Annotated in this window: 19 protein-coding genes; 11 read left to right on the top strand and 8 right to left on the bottom strand. The window is 72.1% G+C overall.

The window, feature by feature from the left end:
* Positions 1–6: 6 nt before the first annotated feature.
* The 3 genes from AB0J71_RS12335 to AB0J71_RS12325 all read right to left on the bottom strand — a co-directional run bounded on the left by AB0J71_RS12335 (position 7) and on the right by AB0J71_RS12325 (position 4,624).
* A complete protein-coding gene (locus AB0J71_RS12335; protein WP_364414067.1) occupies positions 7–636 on the bottom strand; it encodes a TetR/AcrR family transcriptional regulator in 630 nt (209 codons plus the stop codon).
* 61 nt (positions 637–697) lie between these two features.
* Positions 698–3,100, bottom strand: coding sequence for a protein kinase (locus AB0J71_RS12330; RefSeq protein ID WP_364414065.1), 2,403 nt, complete (start codon positions 3,098–3,100; stop codon positions 698–700).
* A 162-nt stretch (positions 3,101–3,262) separates the two neighbouring features.
* Positions 3,263–4,624: an FAD-linked oxidase C-terminal domain-containing protein gene (locus tag AB0J71_RS12325; protein ID WP_364414063.1), complete on the bottom strand. Its 1,362-nt coding sequence runs from the start codon at positions 4,622–4,624 to the stop codon at positions 3,263–3,265.
* Positions 4,625–4,676: 52 nt separating this feature from the next.
* Between AB0J71_RS12325 and AB0J71_RS12320 the strand changes: the two genes are divergently transcribed.
* Complete coding sequence (locus tag AB0J71_RS12320; protein WP_352320236.1) at positions 4,677–5,249, top strand: hypothetical protein; 573 nt, start codon at positions 4,677–4,679, stop codon at positions 5,247–5,249.
* Here the strand turns inward: AB0J71_RS12320 and AB0J71_RS12315 are convergent.
* Complete coding sequence (locus AB0J71_RS12315; protein WP_364414061.1) at positions 5,246–6,451, bottom strand: aminotransferase class I/II-fold pyridoxal phosphate-dependent enzyme; 1,206 nt, start codon at positions 6,449–6,451, stop codon at positions 5,246–5,248. The genes AB0J71_RS12320 and AB0J71_RS12315 overlap by 4 nt on opposite strands.
* A 184-nt stretch (positions 6,452–6,635) precedes the next feature.
* Between AB0J71_RS12315 and ctaD the strand changes: the two genes are divergently transcribed.
* The 3 genes from ctaD (at position 6,636) to AB0J71_RS12300 (ending at position 12,335) form a co-directional block, all read left to right on the top strand.
* Entirely contained in the window at positions 6,636–8,354 is a 1,719-nt protein-coding gene (gene ctaD, locus AB0J71_RS12310) for a cytochrome c oxidase subunit I (RefSeq protein ID WP_364414059.1), read from the top strand.
* Between the two features lie 213 nt (positions 8,355–8,567).
* Positions 8,568–11,318 (top strand): immune inhibitor A domain-containing protein, encoded by a 2,751-nt coding sequence (locus AB0J71_RS12305; RefSeq protein WP_364414057.1) that lies wholly within the window; start codon positions 8,568–8,570, stop codon positions 11,316–11,318.
* Positions 11,319–11,396: 78 nt separating this feature from the next.
* On the top strand, positions 11,397–12,335 hold the full coding sequence (locus AB0J71_RS12300) for a diacylglycerol kinase family protein (RefSeq protein ID WP_358285242.1): 939 nt from the start codon (positions 11,397–11,399) through the stop codon (positions 12,333–12,335).
* Between the two features lie 2 nt (positions 12,336–12,337).
* Here the strand turns inward: AB0J71_RS12300 and AB0J71_RS12295 are convergent, their stop codons facing one another.
* Both AB0J71_RS12295 and AB0J71_RS12290 read right to left on the bottom strand, forming a co-directional pair.
* A complete protein-coding gene (locus tag AB0J71_RS12295; protein WP_364414055.1) occupies positions 12,338–13,111 on the bottom strand; it encodes an SWIM zinc finger family protein in 774 nt (257 codons plus the stop codon).
* A gap of 2 nt (positions 13,112–13,113) precedes the next feature.
* Positions 13,114–16,074 (bottom strand): DEAD/DEAH box helicase, encoded by a 2,961-nt coding sequence (locus AB0J71_RS12290; protein WP_364414053.1) that lies wholly within the window; start codon positions 16,072–16,074, stop codon positions 13,114–13,116.
* Between the two features lie 295 nt (positions 16,075–16,369).
* Between AB0J71_RS12290 and AB0J71_RS12285 the strand changes: the two genes are divergently transcribed.
* Genes AB0J71_RS12285 through AB0J71_RS12270 form a run of 4 tightly spaced genes read left to right on the top strand, consistent with a single transcriptional unit; the run spans position 16,370 to position 18,760 of the window.
* Positions 16,370–16,750, top strand: a complete 381-nt coding sequence (locus AB0J71_RS12285) for a phage holin family protein (RefSeq protein ID WP_352328829.1) — start codon at positions 16,370–16,372, stop codon at positions 16,748–16,750.
* Complete coding sequence (locus AB0J71_RS12280; protein ID WP_352328831.1) at positions 16,747–17,385, top strand: DUF3618 domain-containing protein; 639 nt, start codon at positions 16,747–16,749, stop codon at positions 17,383–17,385. Before AB0J71_RS12285 ends, AB0J71_RS12280 begins: the two co-directional genes overlap by 4 nt.
* Before the next feature lie 53 nt (positions 17,386–17,438).
* Complete coding sequence (locus AB0J71_RS12275; protein ID WP_352328832.1) at positions 17,439–18,326, top strand: YihY/virulence factor BrkB family protein; 888 nt, start codon at positions 17,439–17,441, stop codon at positions 18,324–18,326.
* Positions 18,323–18,760: a protease inhibitor I42 family protein gene (locus AB0J71_RS12270; protein ID WP_364414051.1), complete on the top strand. Its 438-nt coding sequence runs from the start codon at positions 18,323–18,325 to the stop codon at positions 18,758–18,760. The genes AB0J71_RS12275 and AB0J71_RS12270 overlap by 4 nt, the downstream gene beginning before the upstream one ends.
* Here AB0J71_RS12270 and AB0J71_RS12265 read toward each other — a convergent pair.
* On the bottom strand, positions 18,747–19,343 hold the full coding sequence (locus AB0J71_RS12265; protein ID WP_352328836.1) for a helix-turn-helix domain-containing protein: 597 nt from the start codon (positions 19,341–19,343) through the stop codon (positions 18,747–18,749). The genes AB0J71_RS12270 and AB0J71_RS12265 overlap by 14 nt on opposite strands.
* 5 nt (positions 19,344–19,348) lie before the next feature.
* Positions 19,349–20,905 (bottom strand): MFS transporter, encoded by a 1,557-nt coding sequence (locus tag AB0J71_RS12260; RefSeq protein WP_364414049.1) that lies wholly within the window; start codon positions 20,903–20,905, stop codon positions 19,349–19,351.
* A gap of 52 nt (positions 20,906–20,957) precedes the next feature.
* Here AB0J71_RS12260 and AB0J71_RS12255 point away from each other — a divergent pair, with 52 nt between their 5' ends.
* The 3 genes from AB0J71_RS12255 (at position 20,958) to AB0J71_RS12245 (ending at position 23,330) form a co-directional block, all read left to right on the top strand.
* Entirely contained in the window at positions 20,958–21,665 is a 708-nt protein-coding gene (locus AB0J71_RS12255; protein ID WP_364414047.1) for a DUF1838 family protein, read from the top strand.
* Positions 21,662–22,075 carry an HIT domain-containing protein gene (locus AB0J71_RS12250; protein WP_352324466.1) on the top strand — a complete coding sequence of 138 codons (414 nt, stop codon included), beginning with the start codon at positions 21,662–21,664 and terminating at the stop codon, positions 22,073–22,075. The genes AB0J71_RS12255 and AB0J71_RS12250 overlap by 4 nt, the downstream gene beginning before the upstream one ends.
* A 76-nt stretch (positions 22,076–22,151) precedes the next feature.
* Positions 22,152–23,330 carry a histidine kinase gene (locus AB0J71_RS12245; protein ID WP_352324465.1) on the top strand — a complete coding sequence of 393 codons (1,179 nt, stop codon included), beginning with the start codon at positions 22,152–22,154 and terminating at the stop codon, positions 23,328–23,330.
* Positions 23,331–23,432 lie beyond the last annotated feature (102 nt).

Here is a 23,432-nt window from a genome sequence, read left to right as displayed (position 1 = left end):
TCCTGATCACGGGGCCTCCTGTCGCGAAGTCGACGTGGACGTCAGCCCGATGGCCCGCGCCCACAGCCGGGTCAGGTGGTCGACGGCGTCCTGCTCGCCGGCCCGCTCCCCGAGGTCCAGCCACACGTGGGCGAAGTGCTCGACCATGCCGCCCAGCATGACGGCCGTCAGCCGCGGGTCGAGCGAGGGGTCGGCCAGGCCCTGCTCCTGCAGCCGGCGCAGCCCGTCGGCGCCGCGCCGGACGAACGCCTCGCGCAGCTCCAGCACCAGCCGCCCGAAGCGGGGATCGGCGTCGGCGGCGTGCTCCACCATGCGGACCAGGCGCGAGTTGGCCGTCCAGGCCCGCAGGTAGAGGCGGTTGGCGGCCTCGATGCGGGCGTACGGGTCGCCGGAGGCGGCGTCGCCGACCGCGCTCGCCGCGAACATCTCGCCGACCACCGTCTGCGCCACCTCCCCGAACAGCGACTCCTTGGAGTCGAAGTACGTGTAGAAGGTGCCGTGGGAGACCCCGGCCCGCGCGCACACGTCGTCGATCCGCACGGCGTCATACCCGTGCTCCTCGAACGCCTCACGCCCGGCCGCGAGCAACGTGGCCCGCGTGCGCTTGCCGCGCAGGGTCAAGGATCTGACGATCACGTCAGTCACCGTAGCGAGCGGGGCGCGCGGAAGGAAGGGGTTCCCGCCGCGCGCCGTCACGTCAGGTGCAGTGGCTCCAGCCGGACTTCCAGCTCAGCGAGTTCCACGAACCGCCCCAGATCACGCACTTCTTCACGGCCGCCAGCCGGACCGGGCCCGCGTACGCGGTGAACTTGCCCGGGTTGCCGCCGCTCGCGCCGCCCTGCACCTGGAGGGTGGCGTTCATGGAGACCTTGCCGGGATAGACCAGCTTCGACATCGTGACCACGCAGTTCTTGCCCGCGCCGGTGTTGTAGAGCAGGTAGATCGTGGCCGAGGCGCCCAGCGCGTGCTTGTCGATCACCTTGTAGCCGGAGCCGCAGACGGTCACCACGTTGTAGGTGTTCGGCTTGGGGGAGGGCCTGCTCGCCGCCGGCCTCTTGGCCGGGACCGTCGTCGTGGGGCCGGCGGTCGGGGGCGCCGTCGGCTGCTCCTCGCCGTTGATCAGCCCGGTCGGCTTCTTCTTCTTGGTGGGGGTGGCCTTGGGCGTGGGGCTCTTGGTGGCCGGACGGGTCGTCGGCACGGTCGTCACCGGGTGCGGCACCGTGATGACCGGTTCCTTGGTGTGCTTGACCTTCTTGGGCGGCTCGGCCTGGCCGACGTCCAGCGTGGGGACGGGCTCGCCGGTCTCCGCCGTGAGGATCGGGTCCGGGGTCACCTCGGCGACCGGCGGCTCGGGCTGCCCGGCCTGTCCGTCGCCCGCGGGGTTCTGGGAGGAGTTGCCGGTGGTGTTCACGGCGACCTTGTCGCTGTTGGCCTGCACCACGACGGCGCCGGCCACCACCAGCAGCGCGGCGGCGGCCGCGCCGGAGAGCGCGAGCGTCAGCGTCCGGCGCTGCTTGTCCGGCGCCTTGCCGGACGCCTCACCGGACGACGCGCCGGGGGACCCGCCCTGCGGACCGCCGGGACCACCGGGACCGCCGACCCTGGTCGCCCCCGCGTTCGCCGCCTGGGGGCCGCCGGCGTGCCCCGCCTGAGGTCCACCGGCGTGCCCCGCCTGAGGGGTGCCAGGGTGCCCCGCCTGGGGGCCGGCGGGATGTCCTGCCTGAGCAGTGCCCGGCATGCCGCCGTGCGGGTGCCCGTGCGGCCCCGCGCCCTGCGCGCCCGGTGCACCCATGCCACCCGCCTGGGGACCGCCGGGAACCCCGCCCTGAGGCCCACCGGGAACGCCGCTCTGGAGGCCGCCGGGCGTGCCGGCGGGGGCGCCGCCATGGGGAGCGCCCGTCTGGGGCCCGCCCGGCGTGTGCGGGCCGCCGGGAACGCCGGCCTGCGGGACGCCCGGGTGGGGGCCGCCCTGGGCGGCGCCGGGCATGGCGGCCGCGTGGGGGCCGCCCGGCGCGCCCTGGCCGGTCGGGAGGCCCTGAGGGCCGCCCGCCGCACCCTGAGGGCCCGCCGCGCCCTGGTGGCCGCCCGCCGGTCCCTGGGGGAGGCCGGGGGCGGGACGGTTGTCGGGGCCGGGCTGCCGGGGCACGGCGTTGGCGCCGGTCGGCTGGGTCCAGGGACCGGGGTAGGCGTCCTGCGCCGCCCCGGAGGGGCCGTTCACCGGCCCGGCCAGATGGGGCACGGCCGGGGTGGCGGTCGCGCCGGTGACCGGCTCGACGGCGGCCTTGGGCGCGGGCTGCCCCGTGAGCCGGACGATCAGCTCGTCGGCGCTCGGCCGCTGCGCCGGGTCCTTCGACAGGCACAGGCCCACCAGCGCGGCGAGCTCGCCCTCCATCCCGCCGAGCTGCGGCTCCTCGTTCAGGATGCGGTTCATCACCACGGGGATCGAGTCGGCCCCGAACGCGGGCTTGCCGGTGGCTGCGTACACCATCGTGACGCCCCACGCGAAGACGTCGGCGGCCTCCGACACGGCGGCCCCGCTGAGCTGCTCCGGCGCCAGGTAGGACGGCGTCCCCATCGCCATCCCCGTGGCCGTCGCGCCGGGGGAGTCCAGCGCGCGGGCGATGCCGAAGTCGATCACGACCGGCCCCTCGGGGCCCATGAGCACGTTCGCGGGCTTGAAGTCGCGGTGCAGGATCCCGGCCCGGTGGATGGCCGCCAGCGCGGTGGCCGTGCTGATCGCGAGCCGTTCCAGCGCCGCGCCCCGCCGCGGGCCCTCGTTGATGACGAGCTCGCGCAGCGAGGGGCCGGGCACGTACTCGCTCACGATGTACGGGCGGCTCCCGTCGAGGTCGGCGTGGAGGACGGGCGCGGTGCAGAACCGGGCGACCCGCTGCGCCACCGCCACCTCGCGCAGGAACCTGGTCCGCGCGTCGGCGTCGGCCACGAGGGCGTTGTGCAGCAGCTTGACCGCGACCTGGTCACCTGAGTCGCTCTTGCCCAGATAGACGACGCCTTGACCACCCTCGCCGAGCCGGGCGACGATGTCGTACGCCCCCAGCCGCCGCGGGTCGTCCGCCGCCAACGGCTGGAACTGATTCACGTCGGACCCCCATGACAACCAATAGATGGGGCAAAACGCTACCAGCGTGACATGTGGGACGTCTGCCGGACCTGTAAGTAAGTTTCGCCTTTTGACGGGACATGTCAGTGTTTCGTCGCAGGTCGTGTCCGCGCCGGAGCCCAAGGTCACGGCTTGGCAAATTCAGATGGCCTTGCCCGGGTTCATGATGCCCAGCGGGTCGAAGACCGCCTTGATGCCCTGCTGCATTTCGGCCGCCACCGGCCCGGACTCCAGCCCCAGCCAGCGCCGCTTGAGCACGCCCACGCCGTGCTCGCCGGTCAGCGTGCCGCCGAGGGAGAGCGCGTGCCGGAACACCTCGTCGGCCGCGGCCCACACCTGCGCGGGCGGCTCGGCCGTGCCGTGCTCGAAGATGAAGACCGGGTGCAGGTTGCCGTCGCCGGCGTGGGCCACCGTGCAGATCCGCACGCCGTGCCGGGCCGCCGCCGCCTCGATCGCGGTGATCATCTCGGGCAGCGCCGAGCGCGGCACGCACACGTCCTCGACCAGGCACGCCCCCAGCCGCTCCTTGGCCTGGTAGGCCATCCTGCGCAGCCCGACCAGCTCCTCGGTCTCCTGGGGGCTGGTGGAGAGGGCCACGAACGAGGCGCCGTTGTCCAGGCAGAGCCGTTCCATGCGGGCGGCCACCGCCTGGCCGTCGGCGGCGTCGGACTGGCCGATCAGCATGGCCTGCGTGGCCGGTTCGAGCCCGATGTTGCGCCAGTCGTCGATGGCCTCCAGCGTGGCGCGGTCCAGCAGCTCCATCAGCGAGGGCTGGCAGCCCGCGGCCATGATCGCCGACACGGCCGCGCCCGCCTCGCGCAGCGAGCCGAACTCGGCGGCGAACGTGGCCGGCGGCGCGGCCGGCGCCCGCCGCAGCCGCACGGTGGCCGCGGTGATCACGCCCAGCGTGCCCTCCGAGCCGACGAACAGCCCGGTCAGGTCGTAGCTGGTGACGCCCTTCATCGTGCGCCGGCCGGTGTTCAGGATCCGCCCGTCGGCCAGCACGACCTCCAGGCCGAGCGTGGCGTCCCTGGTGACGCCGTACTTCACGCAGCGCAGGCCGCCGGCGTTGGTGGCCAGGTTCCCGCCGATCGTGGAGATCTCGTACGACGAGGGGTCCGGCGCGTACATGAGCCCGTGCTCGCGGGCGGCGCGGTCGAGGTCGGCGGTGATGACCCCCGGCTCCACCACGGCGATCTCGTCGGCGGGCGAGAGCTCCCTGATGGCCGTCATCCTGGCCAGCGACAACACGATCGTCCCGTCGCCGGCCGTGGCCGCGCCCGCCAGGCCCGTGCCGGCGCCGCGCGGCACGACCGGCACCCGGTGCTCGGTGGCCCACCGCAGGGTCGTCACCACGTCCTCGCGGGAGGCGGCCAGCACCACGCCGAGCGGCTTGCCCGGCTCGACGAACGTGCGGTCGCGGGCGTAGGAGTCGATCACGTCCGGGTCGGTCAGCACGCGAGCTTCGGACAGCGAGTTCACCAGGGCATCAATCGGTCTCACACCTGAACCCTACGGTTTGCGCGGACCGTTCCTTAAGGCCAGACTGCCCTGGGTGGAAGTCAGGTGCCCGGTATGTACGCAGGCTGACCAGCTCGTCTCGGTTCCGGGCGCGGTCGCCGCGGGGACGACATACCGGATCGGAAGGGTCAGACTGCCCAGCCAGCGCGAGGTCGCCGACCTGCCGACCGCGCCGTCGATGGGCGCGTCGAAGCACGTCATGAGCCGTACGCAGCTCGCGGTGTGGATGTCGTTCCCCAGCCGCCACTACACGCCCTGGGCCAGGAACCAGGGGTGGATCATGCTCGGCGTGGCGGCCCTGGTGCACCTCGTCGTGTCGCTGGTGATCGCGATGGGCAAGGACTCGCAGTGGAGCGAGGTGCTGCTCGCGCCGTTCTGCCTCACGGGGCTGTTCTGGGGGCTCGGGCTGCTGTTCGTGCTCGGCGCGCGCGGCGCCCGCAGGCGCGACCACGCCGAGGCCCCGGCCCGGGAGAAGGCGCTGGCCGTGTGGGAACGGCTGTACTACTGCGCCCGCGACAACGTCGCGTTCGAGCCGGGGGTCGGCGTCTCGTTCCATCCGGGCGAGACGCGCGAGTACATCTTCGGCTTCCGGGGCCGGGCGATCTAGCCGCGCTCCTCCGCCACCAGGCGGACGCACACGGCCAGGCCGTCGATGGCCTGCTCCAGCTCCTCCAGCTCGGGGAAGGTGGGGGCGATGCGGATCGTGCGGTCGGCCGGGTCCTGGCCGTAGGGGTGGGTGGCGCCGGCCGGGGTGAGCGCGATGCCCGCGGCCTTGGCCCTGGCCACCACCTCGGCGGCGTGCGGCACCTCCAGGCTGACGAAGTAGCCGCCGCGCGGGCTGGTCCAGGTGGCCAGGTCGCCGAGCCGCTCGGTCAGCACCTTGTCGACCAGTTCGAACTTCGGGCCGATCAGCTCGGCGTGCCGCCGCATGTGCGCGGCCACGCCCGCGGCGTCGCGCAGGAACTCCACGTGCCGGAGCTGGTTGAGCTTGTCGGGGCCGATGGACTGCTTGGCGGTGTTGGCGAGGAACCACTCCACGTTCGCCGGCGAGGAGCCGAAGAACGACACGCCCGAGCCCGCGTACGTCACCTTCGAGGTGGAGGCGTAGACGAACACGCGGTCGGGGTTGCCGTGCTCGGCCGCCAGCGCGAGCAGGTCGGCCAGCTCGTCCGGCGTGTCGGTGAGGTGGTGGACGGCGTAGGCGTTGTCCCACATGATCCGGAAGTCGGGGGCCGCCGTCGGCATGGCGGCCAGCCTGCGCACGGTCTCGTCGCTGTAGGTGACGCCGGACGGGTTGCTGTACTTCGGCACGCACCAGATGCCCTTGACCGCCGGGTCCGCGGCGACCAGGCGCTCCACGACGTCCATGTCGGGGCCGTCGGCGTTCATCGGGACGGCGGTCATCTTGATGCCGAGCCGCTCGCAGATGGTGAAGTGCCGGTCGTAGCCGGGCACCGGGCACAGGAACGTGATCTCCGGCTCCTCGACCCAGCGGCGCTCGGCCCCCGGCACCTTCGACAGCAGCGCGTGCACGATCGTGTCGTGCATCAGCGTCAGGCTGGAGTTGCCGCCCACGACGAGCTGCCCGGCGGGCACCTGCACCAGCGGCGCGAAGATCTCGCGCAGCTCGGGCAGGCCCTGGAGGTTGCCGTAGTTGCGGCCGTCGGTGCCGTCGGCGGCCTTGACGGAGGTGGGCAGCTTGAGCATGTCGTCGGAGAGATCGAGCTGGCGCGGTGACGGCTTGCCCCGGGTGAGGTCGAGCGAGAGCCCCCGCTGGACGAGGGCGGCGTAGTCACTCTGTGCGGTCACGAGATCTCTCCTCCGAGTCGGTTCGGTCCAAAGGATAGAAGAAGTCCCCCAGGGGTCCGGTAATCGCCCGGCATGTGGGACACCGGTTCAAAGACGTTCTAAAGAAGCGCTTCCCGTCCGGCGATCGCCGGAGTGGAATGGAGGACATCGGGGCAGGCACAACTCCGCGAAGGAGGGAGCAGCCGTGACGACTGTTCGGGACACCTCGATCGAGCAGGTCAGGCGCCGCCGTACCGGGACCGTCATCGCCTCCTGGCTCTCGACGACCGACCACAAGGTCATCGGGTACCTCTACCTGATCACCTCCTTCGGCTTCTTCCTCGTCGCGGGCGTCATGGCCATGCTGATCAGGGCGGAGCTGGCGCAGCCCGGCATGCAGGTGGTCAGCCAGCAGCAGTACAACCAGCTGTTCACCATCCACGGCACGGTGATGCTGCTGCTGTTCGCCACGCCGCTGTTCGCCGGGTTCGCCAACGTGGTCATGCCGCTGCAGATCGGCGCGCCCGACGTGGCCTTCCCCCGGCTGAACGCGGTGGCGTACTGGCTGTTCCTGTTCGGCGGCCTGATGGTGCTGGCGGGCTTCCTCACCCCGGGCGGGGCCGCCGACTTCGGCTGGTTCGCCTACACGCCGCTGTCGTCGGCCGTCCACTCGCCGCAGGTCGGCGGCGACCTGTGGATCATGGGCCTGGTGATGTCCGGCCTCGGCACGATCCTCGGCGCGGTCAACTTCATCTCCACGATCATCGGCATGCGGGCCCCGGGCATGACCATGTTCCGCCTGCCCATCTTCACCTGGAACGTGCTGCTGACCAGCATGCTCGTGCTGATGGCCTTCCCCGTGCTGGCCGCCGCGCTGCTGGTGCTGGAGTCGGACCGCAAGCTCGGCACGCACGTCTTCGACGGCGCGAACGGCGGGCCGCTGCTGTGGCAGCACCTGTTCTGGTTCTTCGGCCATCCCGAGGTCTACATCATCGCGCTGCCGTTCTTCGGGATCGTCACCGAGGTGATCCCGGTGTTCAGCCGCAAGCCGATCTTCGGCTACATGAGCCTGATCGGGGCCACCATCGCCATCGCCGGGCTGTCGATGACCGTGTGGGCGCACCACATGTTCGCGACCGGGCAGGTGCTGCTGCCGTTCTTCTCGTTCATGACGTTCCTCATCGCGGTGCCGACGGGGGTGAAGTTCTTCAACTGGATCGGCACGATGTGGCGCGGCCATCTGTCGTTCGAGACGCCGATGTTGTTCGCGGTGGGGTTCCTGGTCACGTTCCTGATCGGCGGGCTGACCGGCGTCATCCTGGCCTCGCCGCCGCTGGACTTCCAGATCAGCGACACCTACTTCGTCGTCGCGCACTTCCACTACGTGGTCTTCGGCACGGTCGTGTTCGCCATGTTCGCCGGCTTCTACTTCTGGTGGCCGAAGATGACCGGCAAGATGCTGGACGACCGGCTCGGCAAGGTGCACTTCTGGACGTTGTTCATCGGCTTCCACACCACGTTCCTCGTCCAGCACTGGCTGGGCCAGCTCGGCATGCCGCGCCGGTACGCCGACTACAGCGCGGCCGACGGCTTCACCGCGCTCAACGAGATCTCCTCGGCGGGGGCGTTCCTGCTCGGCGCCTCGACGCTGCCGTTCCTCTACAACGTGTACCGGACGGCCAGGCACGCGCCCAGGGTCACGCTCGACGACCCCTGGGGATACGGCAACTCGCTGGAATGGGCGACCTCGTGCCCGCCGCCGCGGCACAACTTCACCAGCATGCCGCCGATCCGCTCCGAGCGGCCCGCGTTCGACCTGCACTACCCGCACGAGGACGCGACGCCCGCCGTGGAGCCGGACCCCGGCCCCGGGGAGCCGGACCCCGGCCCCGAGCAGCCGCCGCCGGTGCTCGCCGCCGACTGACCTGCCGGCCGGTCCGGCGTTTCAAGATCGCGTTGTTCGGTTTATGCGGGACCATTGCGGGCGACGCCGCCGCGGCAATTCTGTTGGTCAAAATGTCGTGGTTTGATCACGTTTCAACAACGTACTTTACGACCCGTTTATCCACCCTCTAGCGTCCGGCATTGCACACCCTATGGCCATGCGCCCGGCGACCCCGGGCAGAGAGGGTACCTGGTGCCAAGCTCAAAGCGCCTGTTAGTCGCGTTCCCGGCGGTCGCCCTCCTCGGCGCCGCGCTGACCGTCCCGGCGGCCCAGGCCACGTCAGTGGCCAGCTACCAGCCAACGGCGGCGGACTACTACATCAACTACGCTCCCCCGCGGGTCGAGAAGGAGCCGCAGGAACCCGGCCTGAACAAGGGCAAGGCCCGTTCGCTCTCACCGGCGGAGAAGTTCGACAGGAAGTTCGTCAGCGGGAACCCCGCCGCGGCCCGCGTCCTCGCCGCCCGCGAGAACCAGGCGATCAGGACCGGCCGCAACCCGGCTGAGTGGATCTTCAAGAACTCCAAGCAGGTCAAGACCGCCAAGCTCCTCACCGTCCTGGTCGAGTTCAACGAGCAGGCGAACGACGACTTCTCCGGCTTCAACCGGCTGCGCACGACCGACAGCCCGCCGGACGACTGCGTGGTCGAGCCGCCGGGCACGCTCAAGAACGGCCCGCTGCACAACAAGATTCCCGACCCGGCGACGCTGCCGCAGAAGGACAACAACTCCTTCTGGCTCAAGGACTTCAGCACCGACCACTTCAACAAGATGCTCTACAGCGACAAGGGCATCACCGAGCGCGTGCGCAAGGACCTCAAGGACCCGCGCGACGGCAAGCCCGGCATCGACATCTCCGGCTTCACGATGAAGAAGATGTACGAGGAGCTGTCCAAGGGCGCCTACTCCGTCACCGGCTCGGCGGTCGGCTGGATCAAGGCACCCCACTCCGAGGCGTACTACGGCGCCGCGGCCTGTGGCGGCCAGCCGCAGGACATGTCGGGTCACCCCAGCAACCCGACCGGCGCGGGCCAGCTCGCCATCGACACGGTCAACGCCCTGGCCGCGGCCCAGCCCAACTTCCCGTGGGCCGACTACGACCAGGAGGACGTGGCCGACTCCGACGGCGACGGCAACTTCGACGAGCCCGACGGCGTCATCGACCACCTGGTGATGGTGCACGCCGGCAAGGACAAGTCCTCCGACGGCGGCGCCGAGGGCACCTACGCCATCTGGGCGCACTCCAGCGCGGTCGCGGGCGGCTACAAGATCCCCGGCAGCGACAAGAAGATCTCCAACTACATCGTGCAGCCCGAGGACTCCGGCGTCGGCGTCTTCGCCCACGAGTACGGCCATGACCTGGGCCTGCCCGACCTGTACGACACCAGCGGCCAGGCCAGCTCCGCGGTGGACTTCTGGGACCTGATGTCCAGCGGCTCCCACTCCGGCCCCATCTTCCAGTCCATGCCCACGCACATGGGCCTGTGGGACAAGTGGGTGCTCGGCTGGGCCAACCCGAAGACGTTCAACCCGGGTGACGCCTCCAGGCTCGTCACGGTCGGGCAGTCCTCGCGCACGCCCAAGCTCACCGAGGACGGCGTCCGGGTGAACCTGGCCTCCACGCCGCTGAAGATGATCGACCCGCACAGCGGCACGAAGGCCTGGTGGTCCAACCTGGACCAGGACTGGGCCAACCAGACCCTGACCCGCGACGTCCCGGTGCCCGCGGGCTCCGACGTGCGGTTCTGGATGTGGAACAACTACGAGATCGAGCAGGACTGGGACTTCGGCTTCGTGGAGGTCTCCACCGACGGCGGCCAGACCTGGACCCAGCTCAAGGTCTACGACGAGGCCGGCGCCGAGGTCACCACCCCCGACGGCTACCCCGACCCGAACAAGAACCTCAAGACGTTCGGCAACAAGAAGTACGGGCTCACCGGTGACACCGGCGGCCAGTGGCGGCACGACTACGTCAACCTGACGCCGTACGCCGGGCAGTCGATCAAGCTGCGCCTGACCTACAACACCGACGCCGCCTTCGAGCCGCGCGGCTGGCACGCCGACGACTTCTCGCTCACCAACGGCGGCACCGCCGTCTGGAGCGACGACGTCGAGAACGGCGAGAACGGCTGGAAGGCCACCGGCGGCACGTTCACCAACACCAGCGGCCAGGGCTGGACCATCAACAACGGCTCGCGCGAGATCTCCCGCTTCTACCTCGCCGAGTGGCGCAACTTCGACGGCTTCGACAAGGGCCTGCAGTACGCCTACGACACCAACTACTCCCGCGACGGGGCGTGGAAGGTCGAGAAGGTCAAGTACAACGCGCCCGGCCTGCTGGTCTGGTACCGCGACTCGACCTTCACCAACAACTCGGTGGTCAACAACCTGACCCTGCCGCCGAGCATCGGCTCCAAGGGCAGCCTGCTGGTCGTGGACTCGCACTACGACCCGCTGCGCCGCACCGGCACCGCCGCCGAGAAGGACCCGTCCAGGCACAAGAACCTGGAGGGCCGTACGCAGTCCTCGAACGCGGCGTTCTCCTTCAACAAGACCTACCCGCTGAAGGAGTGCCTGGAGGCGCCGGACGAGCCGTTCAGCGAGTACTGCACCAACGTCCCCGCGCTCAAGGGCGTGCCGAACTTCACCGACGCGAAGACCTGGGTTCCGGGCTTCGAGCTGCAGAACGGCTCGCTCTACTACCGTGACTTCGACGCCTCCACGGTGGTGCCGAGCAAGGGCGACCAGCCGTACAGCACCCGCGTGGTGCACCTGGACGGCACCCCCGCCACCGAGCTGTACGGCACCGACCTCGGCAACGGCCACGTCGCCGGCTCGGGCAACCCCGGCGACGAGGGCAAGGCGCTGGGCGTGCAGTTCAAGCTGATCAGCCCGCTGCCGGGCAACCTGGGCGCCATCGTCCAGGTCGTCCCGCCGAAGAAGTAGCGTGAGGGGGGCCGCCGGGTCTCCGGCGGCCCCCGATCCAGCACGGAGCGGCGGACACAGCGCCTACGATTGATGACCATGAGCGAACTGCGCACCAAGATCGAGCACACTGAGGCGATCCGGCGGGATCGCCGGGTGGCGGTGGTGGTGAACACTCGCTCGCGCCGCGGCCGCCGCCACTACTTCGAGGTCATCGAGCAGCTGCACAACCTGGGGTTCGAGCCGCTGGCCGAGCTGTCGGTCTACAACCCCAAGCGGCTGCGCGACCTGCTCGACACCGCCCTCGCCACCGACCCCGACCTGCTGATCGTGGGCGGCGGCGACGGCACCCTCTCCTCGGCCGTGCGCCACGTCGCCCACCGCGACGTGGCGCTCGGCGTGTTGCCGCTCGGCACCACCAACAACTTCGCCAGGAGCCTCGGCCTGCCGCTCGACCTGGCCGGCGCCATCCGGGTGTTCTCCACCGGCAAGGTCGCCGACATCGACCTCGGCATGGCCGGCGACCGGCCCTTCGCCAACCTGGCCAGCTTCGGCGTCTCGGTCGAGGTGGCCGGCCGGGTCAAGCCGTGGCTCAAGCGCATCGTGGGCCGCCCGGCCTACCCGATGACCGCGCTCACCGTCCTGCCGGGCCACCGGCCCTTCCGGGCCTACATCACCGTCGAGGGCCAGCGCCACGAGCTGCTCACCCACCAGCTCAACATCGCCAACGGGCGTTTCCACGGCGGCTGGCAGGTGGCCAAGGACATCAGCATCGACAACGGCATGCTGGTGGCCTACCAGCTCGGCTCGGGCAAGAAGCTGCGCCTGCTCGGCGAGACGCTGCTGCGCGCGACCACCGGCCGCTGGCGCAGCCTGGCGGGCGGCCCGTTCGTGGTCGGCCGGGAGATGTTGCTGGAGACCGACCCGCCGATGGCCGCCGACGTCGACGGCGAGGTGCGCCTGCGCACCCCGATCACGCTGCGCGTGGTGCCCAACGGCGTGCGGGTGATGGTCCCCGACTCCTTCGAGGACAACTGACCTCAGCCCTCGCCCAGCGCCCGGTAGGCGGGGGCGAGCGCGTCCGCCAGGCCCGCGGGCGGCGGGAAGACCCGCGGCAGCAGGTCGGAGGCGGCCGCGGCGGAGCGGCGTTCCGGGCGGTGCGCGGTGGCGCCGGGCGCGTAGAAGTCGGCCAGCCGGTCGGCGAACGGCACGTCGGCCACCTCCAGCGGGTCCGGCGCGGGCGGGTCGTCGGCCAGCGAGCCGAGCAGCTGCTCGCGGGTGCGCCCGCGCCAGGCCAGCACCAGGAACGGGTCGTCGTCGAACGACTCGGCCAGCAGGTAGAGCACGGCCGACAGGTGCTTGCACGGGAACCCCCAGTCGGGGCACGAGCAGTCCATGTCCAGGTCGCGCGGGAACAGGTCGACGCCATGGGCGGCGAACAGCTCCTCGATCTCGACCGGCATCTCCCCGGCCAGCAGCCTGGCCCGGTGGACGGCCTGCGCCGCGACGGCCTCCTCCAGCCGCGCCCACACGTCCTCGCCGTAGACGTCGATCCTGACCACGACGTCGTACGGCTTCGGCCGCGACCCCTGCACGGACGCCCGGACCAGCCCCGCCGACAGCTCGATCGAGAGCACCTGGCCCTTGCGGGCGTAGGCGCGGCCGCGGGACAGGCGGCCCTTGTCGCAGACGCGTTCCAGGATGTCGACGAAGCGCCTGGACCACCAGGCCGAGCCGATGCTGCCGCGCCGCGACCGGGCCCGCAGGCCGCCCTCGACCTCGATGGGGCCGCCGCCGTCGTACCAGTCGGGCATGGTCAGGACCCTCCCGTGAGGCGGAACACCTCGCGCAGCTCGTCGGTGGACAGGTCGGTCAGCCACTCCTCGCCGGCGCCGACCACCCGCTCGGCCAGCGCCTTCTTGCGCTCGATCATCTGGTCGACGCGCTCTTCGAGGGTGCCCGCGCAGATCAGCTTGCGCACCTGGACGTTCCTGCGCTGGCCGATGCGGAAGGCCCGGTCGGTGGCCTGGTCCTCCACGGCCGGGTTCCACCAGCGGTCGACGTGGACGACGTGGCTCGCCGCCGTCAGGTTGAGCCCGACGCCGGCCGCCTTGAGCGACAGCAGGAACAACATCGGCTCCTGGTCGTTCTGGAACCGCTCGACCAGCCGGTCGCGGGTCTTCTTGGGCAGGCCGCCGTGCAGCCACAGGACCGGGCGGCCGAGCCGCTGGGCGAGGTAGGGCTGGAGCATCGTGCCGAACTCGGCGTACTGGGTGAACAGCAGCGCCTTCTCGCCCTCGGCCAGGACCTCCTCGGCCAGCTGCTCCAGCCGGGCCAGCTTGCCCGAGCGGCCGGCCAGGCGGGAGCCGTCCTTCAGCAGGTGGGCCGGGTGGTTGCAGACCTGCTTGAGCCTGGCCATGGCCGACAGCACCAGGCCGCGCCGCTCGACGCCCTCGCTGTCGTCGATCCGGGCCAGCATGTCGTCCACGACCGCCTGGTAGAGCGTGGCCTGCTCGGGGGTGAGCGGGCACCACTCCTTGATCTCGATCTTCTCCGGCAGGTCGGAGATGACGGACCGGTCGGTCTTGAGGCGGCGCAGGATGAACGGGCCCGTCGCCCGCTTCAGCGCCGCGGCGGCCTGCTCGTCCTGGCGGGCCTCGATGGGCTCCTGGAACCGGGTGCGGAAGCGGGCCCGCGGCCCGAGCAGACCGGGGTTGGCGAACTCCATGATCGACCAGAGCTCGGCGAGGTGGTTCTCGACCGGCGTGCCGGTCAGCGCCAGCCGGGTGCCGGTGGGGATCGACCGTACGGCACGGGCCTGCAGGGTGCCGCTGTTCTTGATCGCCTGGGCCTCGTCGCACACCACCCGGCGCCACTCGTGTTCCCGCAGGGCCTCCAGGTCGCGGTGGGCGGTGCCGTACGTGGTGATCACCAGGTCGGCCGTCGCGATGCGGGCGGCGTCCCGGCCGGGGCCGTGGTGGACGTACACGCGCAGCCCCGGGGCGAACCTGGCCGCCTCCCGCTGCCAGTTGCCCACCAGCGACATCGGGCAGACCAGCAGCGTCGGCGCGGCGGCCCGCTCGTGCACGAGCAGCGCCAGCGTGGTGACCGTCTTGCCCAGGCCCATGTCGTCGGCGAGCACGCCGCCGAGGCCCAGCTCCGACAGGAAGCTCAGCCACGCCAGCCCGCGCTCCTGGTAGGGCCGCAGCACGGCGTCCAGGCCCGGCGGGGTGGCGAGCGGGGTGAGCCGCCGCTCGGCCTGGCCCGACAGCAGGTCGCCGAGCACGCCGTCGGCGTCGACCGCCAGCAACGGCAGCTCGTCGTCGCCCTGGATCACGTGGCGCAGCAGGTCGGCCGCCGCCGCCTCGCCCGCGCGCACCCCCTCCACGGCCCGCAGCGCCGCCTTGAGCTGCCGGTCGTCCAGCTCCACCCACTGGCCGCGGACCCGGACCAGCGGCACCTTGAGCCTGGCCAGCTCGGCCAGCTCCGCCTCGCTGATCGTCTCCTCGCCCACCGCCAGGTCGACGCGGAAGTCGACCAGCTCGCGCAGCCCGAAGCCCTGGCTGACGGCCGCCGTCTGCGGCTTGGTCCTGGTGGTGAGCTTGAGCCCGAGTTTCGTACGGCCCGCCCAGCGCGGCAGCTGCACCCCGAACCCGGCCGCCTGGAGCAGCGGCGCGGCCTGGCGCAGGAAGCCGAACGCGCCCGCCGTGTCGAGGGCCAGCTCGCTCGGCTCCGGCACGCGCAGGGCCCGGTCCAGCTCCGGGTAGAGCCGCACGGCCCGGCCGAGCCCGGCCAGCAGCTCGCGCTCCGGCCGGCCGGGCAGGCCCTTCTCGCCGCCCCAGACGCGGGCGGCCGGGACGTACAGGCTGGGGTCGTCGGCGGCCTGCAACGCCAGCTCGACCCGCCAGTCGTCGCCGGCGGCCGGTTCGAGCAGGCGGAAGCAGACGCGGGTGGCGCCCTCGGCCGCCGTGACGGCCGCCCGCCAGCGGTCCAGTTCCTCGCGCAGCCCGGGGTCGTCGGGGCAGGCCGGGTCGCCGGTCAGCGCGGCCAGCCACCGCTCCCGCGGCGTCGTGGGCGCGGTGGCCAGGGGAGTGGTGACGGCCCGCCGGACGAGCGCGTCGGTGAACGCCTCCAAAGCCTGGAGCTGCACCTCGGCGGCCGGGCGCTCGGCGGCCCAGGTGCGGCAGGCCGGCGGCATGGCCAGGGCCAGGTCGCGGAAGTAGGCGGCGTCGGCCCCGGTCAGCACGGGCCGCCACAGGGCCAGCGCGGCTCCGTCGGCGCCGTCGGCACCGCTGCCGCCGTCGCTGCCGGGCCCGGGACCGAGCTCGGGGCCGGGCGCGGGGGCGGGTCGGGGGACGAGCTGGGGGACGACCCGGCCGCGGGCCACCAGGTCGCGGGCGAGCGCGGCGACGGCGGCCCAGTGGCGGACGGTGGCGGTGGCCTCGCCCGAAGGGCCGTCCAGCGCGTCAAGGGCCTCCGCGGGCGGCAGCACGACCGCGGGCACCCGCCACGGCAGCAGCCGCGGCCTGACCACCTCCGTCAGCAGCCCCGTCTCCGGCGAGGGCAGCGGCCCTTTGGCCGACCCCGGCAGCAGCAGCTCCAGCACCCTGGACGGCGTCCCGCCCACCCCGAGCCCCGGCGCGCCGGCCAGCTCGTCAGGGGACGCGGCGAACGGATGGGGCCGCGCGCCCGCCCCACGGGACACGGCGGCGGCCCGGCCGGGAACCTCTCCCCAGAAGGCGAGCCCGTCACCCGCCCACACCCCGTGTACCAGCACCCCGGCAGGTTACCGCCGGCCCGGAGCGACCGGTCCGCGAGTCTTCTGCGGGCCGGGCCGGAAGTCGTACCATCGAAGTATGAACACTCCCGGATCGTGGTGTGAGCGGCCTGAGCCGCAGGCTCCCTCGTGCGAGCTCCCCTCTCCGTGGAGCAGGCCGAAGCAGCCTGACAACTGGTGCGAGGCGCCCAAGTCGCCGGTGGAATCCGTCCTGCGGTTCCTGCTGAAGGCCGCCAAGAGGTAATAACAGGCGGTCAGCTGGGTAGTCGCCTTGCTCAGCGGAGGAGGCGACGTCGTGAACGATACCCACAAGCTGGTCAGTGATCTCTCCGACCAGGTCTCCAGGCTTGTCAAGGACGAACTGCGCCTGGCCAGGCTGGAGCTCGCGGAGAAGGGCAGGCGCGCGGGGTTCGGCGCGGGGCTGTTCGGCGCGGCCGGGATGGCCGCGTTCTTCGGCGGTGCCGCGCTGGTGACCGCCGTCGTCCTGCTCCTCGCTCTGGTCATGCCCGCGTGGGCGGCCGCCGCGATCGTGGGGGCGGTCCTGCTCATCGCCGCCGCCCTGCTCGGCCTGACCGGAAAGAACCAGGTGAAACAGGCCACGCCGCCGGTCCCCGAGGAGACCATCGCGAGCGTCAAGGCCGATATCGACATGGTCAAGGAGAGGGCACGCCGATGAGCGAGACGGACCCCGGATACAGCGAGCAGCACGCCGGTGACGTGGGCGCCCGCAGGGCGACCGTCGGCACGCCGACCGAACGCGAGTCGATCAACGTGCCTCCGACAAGACCGGGGGCTGCGGAGAACGCGAAACGGGCCGAACTGGCCCGCCAGGAACACGAGACCTTCATCCCCGAGACCCCCGTGCCCGACGACCGGACCGAGGCGGTGGAGAGCCGCGCGGTCGAGGAGGAGTCGCTGGGCGGCGGCGGGGGCGGGGGCCGTGGCGAGGACGACGAGGAAGAGGACGACGTGCGAAAAAGCATCAAGGAGACCAGGAACGAACTGGGCGACACGGTCAGCGCCCTGGCCCACAAGGCCGACCTGAAGGGCCGGGCCGCCGAGGCGGCCGGCACGGCCAAGGGCAAGGTCGCCGAGATCACCGGCGTGGCCAAGGGCAAGGCCGCCGAGGTGACCGGCACCGCCAAGGGCATGGCCGGCGAGGTCGCGGGCAAGGTCCGCGAGGCCACCCCCCACCAGGTCAAGGACGCCGCCACCGGGGCGCGCAAGCGTCCGGTGCTGCTGCTGGCCGCGGCGGCGGCGGTGACGGCCCTCGTCGTGCGGCGGCTCAGGAAGCGCAACAGGGCGAAGTAGGCGTGCGTTCCCCCGAAAGACCTGCGGAACTGCCCCGCAGGGCCTGGTGGAGCGTGCTCAAACGCACCGTCGTCGAGTTCCGCAACGACGGCGTCCAGGACCTCGCGGCAGCGCTCACCTACTACGCCGTCCTGTCCATCTTCCCCGCGCTGATCGTGCTGGTGTCGGTGTTCGGCCTGCTCGGCAGGCGCGACACCGCCACCCTGGTCGGCAACCTCGTGGTGCTGGCGCCCGACGAGGTGCGTTCTCTGATCGTCACGGGCGTGCGCTCGGTCCAGGAGAACGCGGCCTCGGCCGGCCTGGTCGCGATCGTCGGCCTGCTGGTCGCGCTCTGGTCGGCGTCGGGCTACATCGGCGCGTTCATCCGGGCCGGCAACACCATCTACGACATCGACGAGGGGCGTCCGTTCTGGAAGGTGACGCCGCTCCGGATCGGGCTCACCGTGCTGGCCACCGTGCTGCTGGCGCTCGGCGCGATCTCCGTCGCGCTGACCGGCGACCTGGCCAGGAGCGTCGGAAAGGCGCTCGGCCTGGGCAGCGCGCTGGTGACCGCCTGGGACATCCTGAAATGGCCGGTGCTGGCGCTCGTCGCGGCCGGGCTGATCATGGTGCTCTACTGGGCCGCGCCGAACGTGCGCCAGCCCGGCGTGCGCTGGATCACCCCCGGCGGGCTGCTCGCGGTGGTGCTCTGGGTCGTGGTCTCCGGCGGCTTCGCCCTGTACGTGGGCCACTTCGGGTCCTACGGCAAGACCTACGGCACGCTGGCCGGCGTCGTGGTGTTCCTGATCTGGCTGTGGTTGTCGAACATGGCCCTGCTGCTGGGGGCCGAGCTGGACGCCGAGCTGATCAGGGAACGCCAGATCGCCGAAGGCGAGCCCGTCGGGCAGGAGCCGTACGTGGAGCCCAGGGACCCGCCGAAGGAGGATAGCCTTCCCGAGTGAAGCGTGGAAAGGCCGTCGTCGCCGCACTGGCCCTGCTGACCTCGGGGTTGGTGGCCGGCTGCAGCGACGGCTCGGCGGTCAGCGACTTCGGCACCGTCGTCAAGGGCGCCAAGGGCACGACCGTGCGCGCCGAGCTGCGCCCCGGGCAGCGGTTCTCGCTGGCCGTCCCGGACAACCCGTCGGTGGGCGACGACTGGCGCCTCGCGGCGGTGCCCGACGCCAGGGTGGCCTCCTACATCAGCGAGGAGCGCAGGAGCGCGGGCCAGGGCCCCGGCAGCGGCGGCACGGCCTACTTCGTCTTCAACAGCAAGAGTCCGGGCACCGCCGAGATCACGCTGCGCGACTGCTGGCGCTGCGGCCGGAGCTCGACGCCGCCCGACGAGGAGAGCAGGCGGCAGTCGGGCGAGGCGGTCTTCGAGATCACCGTGCGCTGAGCACGGCCCGGCACAACACGTCGAGGGTGGTCGCGGTGATCACCTCGGCGCCGGCGTCGGCGCCGGATTCGGCGCACGCGGCCAGGCGGCGCCGGCCCTCGCCCAGGATGCTCCACCCCAGGTGGGCCACCAGGTCCGGATGCGGCTCCCCGGCCTCGGCGAGCAGGCCGCGCAGCGGCTCGATCATCGTCTCGTGCAGCTGGTCGAGCCGGTGGCGGCACTCGGCGGGCAGGTCGGCCGCGGCCACCGCGCGCAGCAGCGCGTGGTCGGGGCTGGTGACGAACGCCAGCGACACGGCGCCGAAGGCGCGCACCCGCTCCTCGAGGCCGCCGTCGCGGGTGGCCGTGACGAGCCGGTCGGCCCAGCGGGGGATCGCGTCCTCCACGAGCTGGGCCAGGATGTCGGCGGTGGAGGAGAAGTAGCGGTAGACGCTGGAGCGGGCCAGCCCGACCCGCGCGCCCACGGCCGCGGGGGTGAGCCCGGCCGGGCCCTCGGCCGCCAGGACCTCCATGGCGGCCGCCAGCAGGGCCGCGTGCTGGCTGGCCCGATGGTCGGCCACCGTGGCGGCGCTGATCCTCGGCACCGGACTCACTCCTCCTCGCGTCGTCTCCCCCCAGTATCGGGCAGCAGGAACGTCGCCCCGACGCCGCCGAACAGCACGATGCCGGTCACGATCGTGACCCGGCGGGTGGCATCGGCCGCCGCCGCCACCGCGGCGGCGTGGTCGGCCGGCTCCCTGATCGCCGCGACGGCCGCGCCGGCGCTCTCCCGTACGGCCTGCCCGAGCGCGGGCTTGCCGGGCAGGCGTGCGGCCATCGCCGCGTCCAGGCCGGTGACCAGGACGGCGCCCAGCACCGCGATGCCGACGGCGGCGCCGAGCTGCCGGATCGTGCTCTGGAGCCCGGAGGCCACGCCGGAGCGGCGGGCGGGCACGTCGGCCAGCATCACGTTCGGGAGCTGGGCCGAGGCGAAGCCGACGCCGACGCCGTACACGACGAGCCACGGCACCAGCGTCCACGGGCCGAGCGAGGGGGAGACGGCCAGGCCGATCGCGATCGCGCCCACGGCCTCCAGGACGAGCCCCAGCCGCACGACGACCCTGGGCGCCAGGCCCAGCCGCGGCACGACGCCGCCCGCCAGGAACGTGCCCCCGGCCAGCGAGGCGATGATCAGGCCGGTGGCGAACGCGGTGAACCCCATGGCCGCCTGCAGGAACAGCGGCAGCACCAGGATCAGGCCGAACTCGCCGAGACTGATGATCATCGCGGCGGCGCCGCCGTACCTGAAGGAGGGGATGGCGAACAGCGACAGGTCCAGCACGACCGGGCGGCCCGATCGTGCCCGCGACCGCTCGACCAGCAGCAGCGCGGTCAGCGCGAGCGCGGCGAGCCCGAAGGCGAAGGGGATCGGCGAGACGCCGCCGAGCGGCCAGTCCCACCCGAACAGCGTGGCCTCGCCGGTCGGCGTGAACCAGCCGTAGCGCTGGCCCTCGATCAGGCCGAACACCAGCGCGGCCGGGCCGGCCACCGACAGCAGCACGCCGGGGACGTCCGAGCCGCCCGCCGCCGGGTCCTTCGACTCGGGCACCCTGGCCGTGCCGAGCAGCACGAGCAGGCCGATGGGCAGGTTCACCCAGAACGCCCAGCGCCAGCCGAAGTCGGTCACCACCCAGCCGCCGAGCAGCGGGCCGAGCGCGGCCATGCCGCCGATGATCGAGCCCCAGACGGCGAAGGCGATCGTCCGGCGCGAGCCCGTGTAGAGGGAGTTGATGATCGCCAGCGTCATCGGGACCACCATGGACGCCCCGACCCCCTGGACGACGCGGGCGGCGATGAGCAGCGCGCCGCTCGGCGCGGAGGCGGCCAGCATGCTCGCGGCCAGGAACACCACCAGGCCGACGGCGAACATCCGGCGCCTGCCGTGCACGTCGCCGGTCCGGCCGAGGGGGATGAGCAGGGCGGCGAAGGCCAGGGAGTAGATGGAGTTGACCCATTCGACGTCCGTGGCCGACAGGCCCAGATCGCCCATGATCGCGGGGACGGCGACGTTCACGATCGTCGCGTCGATGATGATCATCGACATCCCGACGCCGAGCACGATCAGCGGGAGCCAGCTCTGCCGGGTCCGCGCATTTAGCGACACCATGTCCCTAAAGATAGCAACATGCTGTCTCGAAACAAGGGGTAAGCTCCGGATCATGGACTTCATCCGGGTGCGTGCCTCGGCCGACGGCGCCGAGACGATCTCCTACTGGACCGGCGACGTCTACGGCTGGCAGGACGACGACGGCCCCCATCACCTGTTCGGCTTCGAGGGGCTGAACGTGGCGCGGGCCCGCCCGGCCGACGGCGGCTGGGAGCTGCTGACCAGGGAGGCGGCGCTCTACCTCGACCCGAGGACCAGGGAACCGATCGACGTGTGGGACAACCCGCTCACCGGACGGTCCGTCGAGGTGCAGCACGTCTTCAACGACCCGGTCAACCAGCGGCTCGGGGCCTATCCGGTGCCGGTGACGCGGTTGGGGGAGCAGGTCGTCTTCAACGCCGACATCCGCCTTTCCTACCCCTCGCCACTACCTGTCGCGAAATATCCGGAGAACTCGGCTCGGGACACGTACCGGGCGCTGGAGCTGTTCCAGTTCTTCGCCTCGGCCGCCGACGTCGAGTCCGGCATGCCCGACGTGCCGGCGGTCTTCTCCTGGTGCCGGGTCTCGCCCTGGCTGCCCTGGATGGCCATGAGGCAGCGGCCGGGCGGGCTGGTCTACCACTGCCGGGGCGCCAAGGTCGCCGACGTCCCCGGGCGGCTGCGCGAGCGCGTCGGCGAGCACTTCCTGCACGCCCCCGCCGAGTGGAGCGCGCCCAACATGACGAGCTGGACGGCCTTCGCCGATAAGGTCGGTCGGTGAGCACCGACCTGTTCTGCGAGATCATCGCCGGCGCGCGTCCCGCCCACGTGGTGAGCGCCGACGAGGTGGCCGTCTCCTTCCTCGACACCCGTCCGGTCTTCAAGGGGCACGTGCTCGTCGTGCCGCGGCTGCACGTCGAGACGCTGGCCGACCTCGCCGACGTCGGGCCGTTCTTCTCCCGGGTGCAGGCCGTGGCCAGGGCCGTGGAGGAGGGGCTGGAGGCGGCCGGCACGTTCGTGGCGATGAACAACCGGATCAGTCAGAGCGTGCCCCACCTGCACGTGCACGTCGTGCCGCGCAACCGCAAGGACGGGCTGCGCGGCTTCTTCTGGCCGCGCACCACCTACGAGTCCGCGCAGGAGGCCGAGACCTACGCGGCGGCCGTCGCCAAGGCGCTGGCGGCCGAGTGAGGCTCGCACGTGGTGCCGGTGCAGGTGCAGGTGCCGCGGACGGCATGGGCGGCGGCGGGCGCTAGGCTCGGGGCGCGTGGAGTACCTGGTCGGCGTCGCCGTCGTGGCCGTGCTGGTGGGCGTGCCCGCGATCGTGCTCTGGCGCGTCATGCGGGGCCGCCGCGAGCTGGGCACCAGCCCGGCCGAGCGGGCCACGTTCGAGACCCTGCACACCGCCTCCATGGCCGGGCCGCCGCTGCGGGCCGGGCTGACCCCCGAGGGCGCCGAGCGCGCCTCCCGCCACCTGCGCGCGCTGCTCGGCTCGGCCGCGCTCGCGATCACCGACCGCGAGCGCCTGCTCGTCTACGACGGCGCCGGCGACCACCACGCCGCCCAGGCGTTCGAGCACGCCGCCGCCACCCTGCGGGACGGCCGCACCCAGGTGCTCACCATCGACTGCGAGCTGCTCGAATGCCCGATCCGGCACGCCGTCGTCGTCCCGCTCACCACCGACGACCGGCTGGTCGGCGCGCTGGCCGCCTACGGGCAGAACGCCTCGGCCGGCCTGGTCAGGGCGGCGCAGGAGGTGGCCGGCTGGGTGAACTCGCAGCTGGAGCTCGCCGAGCTCGACCGCTCGCGCACGCTGCTCATGGAGGCCGAGGTCCGGGCCCTGCGCGCGCAGATCTCGCCGCACTTCATCTACAACTCGCTCACCACGATCGCCTCCTTCGTCCGTACGGACCCCGAACGCGCCCGCGAGCTGCTGCTGGAGTTCGCCGACTTCACCCGCTACTCCTTCCGCCGGCACGGCGAGTTCACCACGCTGGCCGAGGAGCTGCACTCGATCGAGCGCTACCTCACCCTCGAACACGCCAGGTTCGGCGACCAGTTGCAGGTCACCCTGCGCATCGCCCCCGAGGTGCTGCCGGTGGCGGTGCCGTTCCTGTGCCTGCAGCCGCTGGTCGAGAACGCCGTCCGGCACGGCCTGGAGAGCCGCAACGGCGTCGGCCGCATCACGATCATCGCCGAGGACGCCGGCGCCGAGTGCCGCATCACCGTCGAGGACGACGGCCTCGGCATGGACCCCGAGCGGCTGCGCCGCATCCTGGCCGGCGAGATCGCCCCCACCGGCGGCGTCGGCCTGGCCAACGTCGACGAACGGCTCCGCCAGGTCTACGGCGACGAGTACGGCCTGGTCGTCGAGACCGGCCCGGGCGCGGGCACCAAGGTCAACGTGCGCCTGCCGAAGTACCACCCCGGCGTCTCGGCCCGCTGACCTTCAACGAGGCCGCCCTCATACCTGCCCCCACCTGTGACCCCGCCGTGACGGCCTTGACGTTTGGTGCCGGTTTCATCACTGTCTAATGCATTCGAGGTG

The organism is Nonomuraea sp. NPDC049637 (assembly GCF_040675235.1).
GTDB lineage: Bacteria > Actinomycetota > Actinomycetes > Streptosporangiales > Streptosporangiaceae > Nonomuraea.
This window is presented reverse-complemented; position numbering and strand designations above follow the sequence as displayed.

Coding starts and splice junctions, on each gene's coding strand:
- AB0J71_RS12300 (WP_358285242.1), top strand. CDS start 11,397: ATGAGCGAACTGCGCACCAAGATCGAGCACACTGAGGCGATCCGGCGG.
- AB0J71_RS12280 (WP_352328831.1), top strand. CDS start 16,747: ATGAGCGAGACGGACCCCGGATACAGCGAGCAGCACGCCGGTGACGTG.
- AB0J71_RS12295 (WP_364414055.1), bottom strand. CDS start 13,111: ATGCCCGACTGGTACGACGGCGGCGGCCCCATCGAGGTCGAGGGCGGC.
- AB0J71_RS12260 (WP_364414049.1), bottom strand. CDS start 20,905: ATGGTGTCGCTAAATGCGCGGACCCGGCAGAGCTGGCTCCCGCTGATC.
- AB0J71_RS12255 (WP_364414047.1), top strand. CDS start 20,958: ATGGACTTCATCCGGGTGCGTGCCTCGGCCGACGGCGCCGAGACGATC.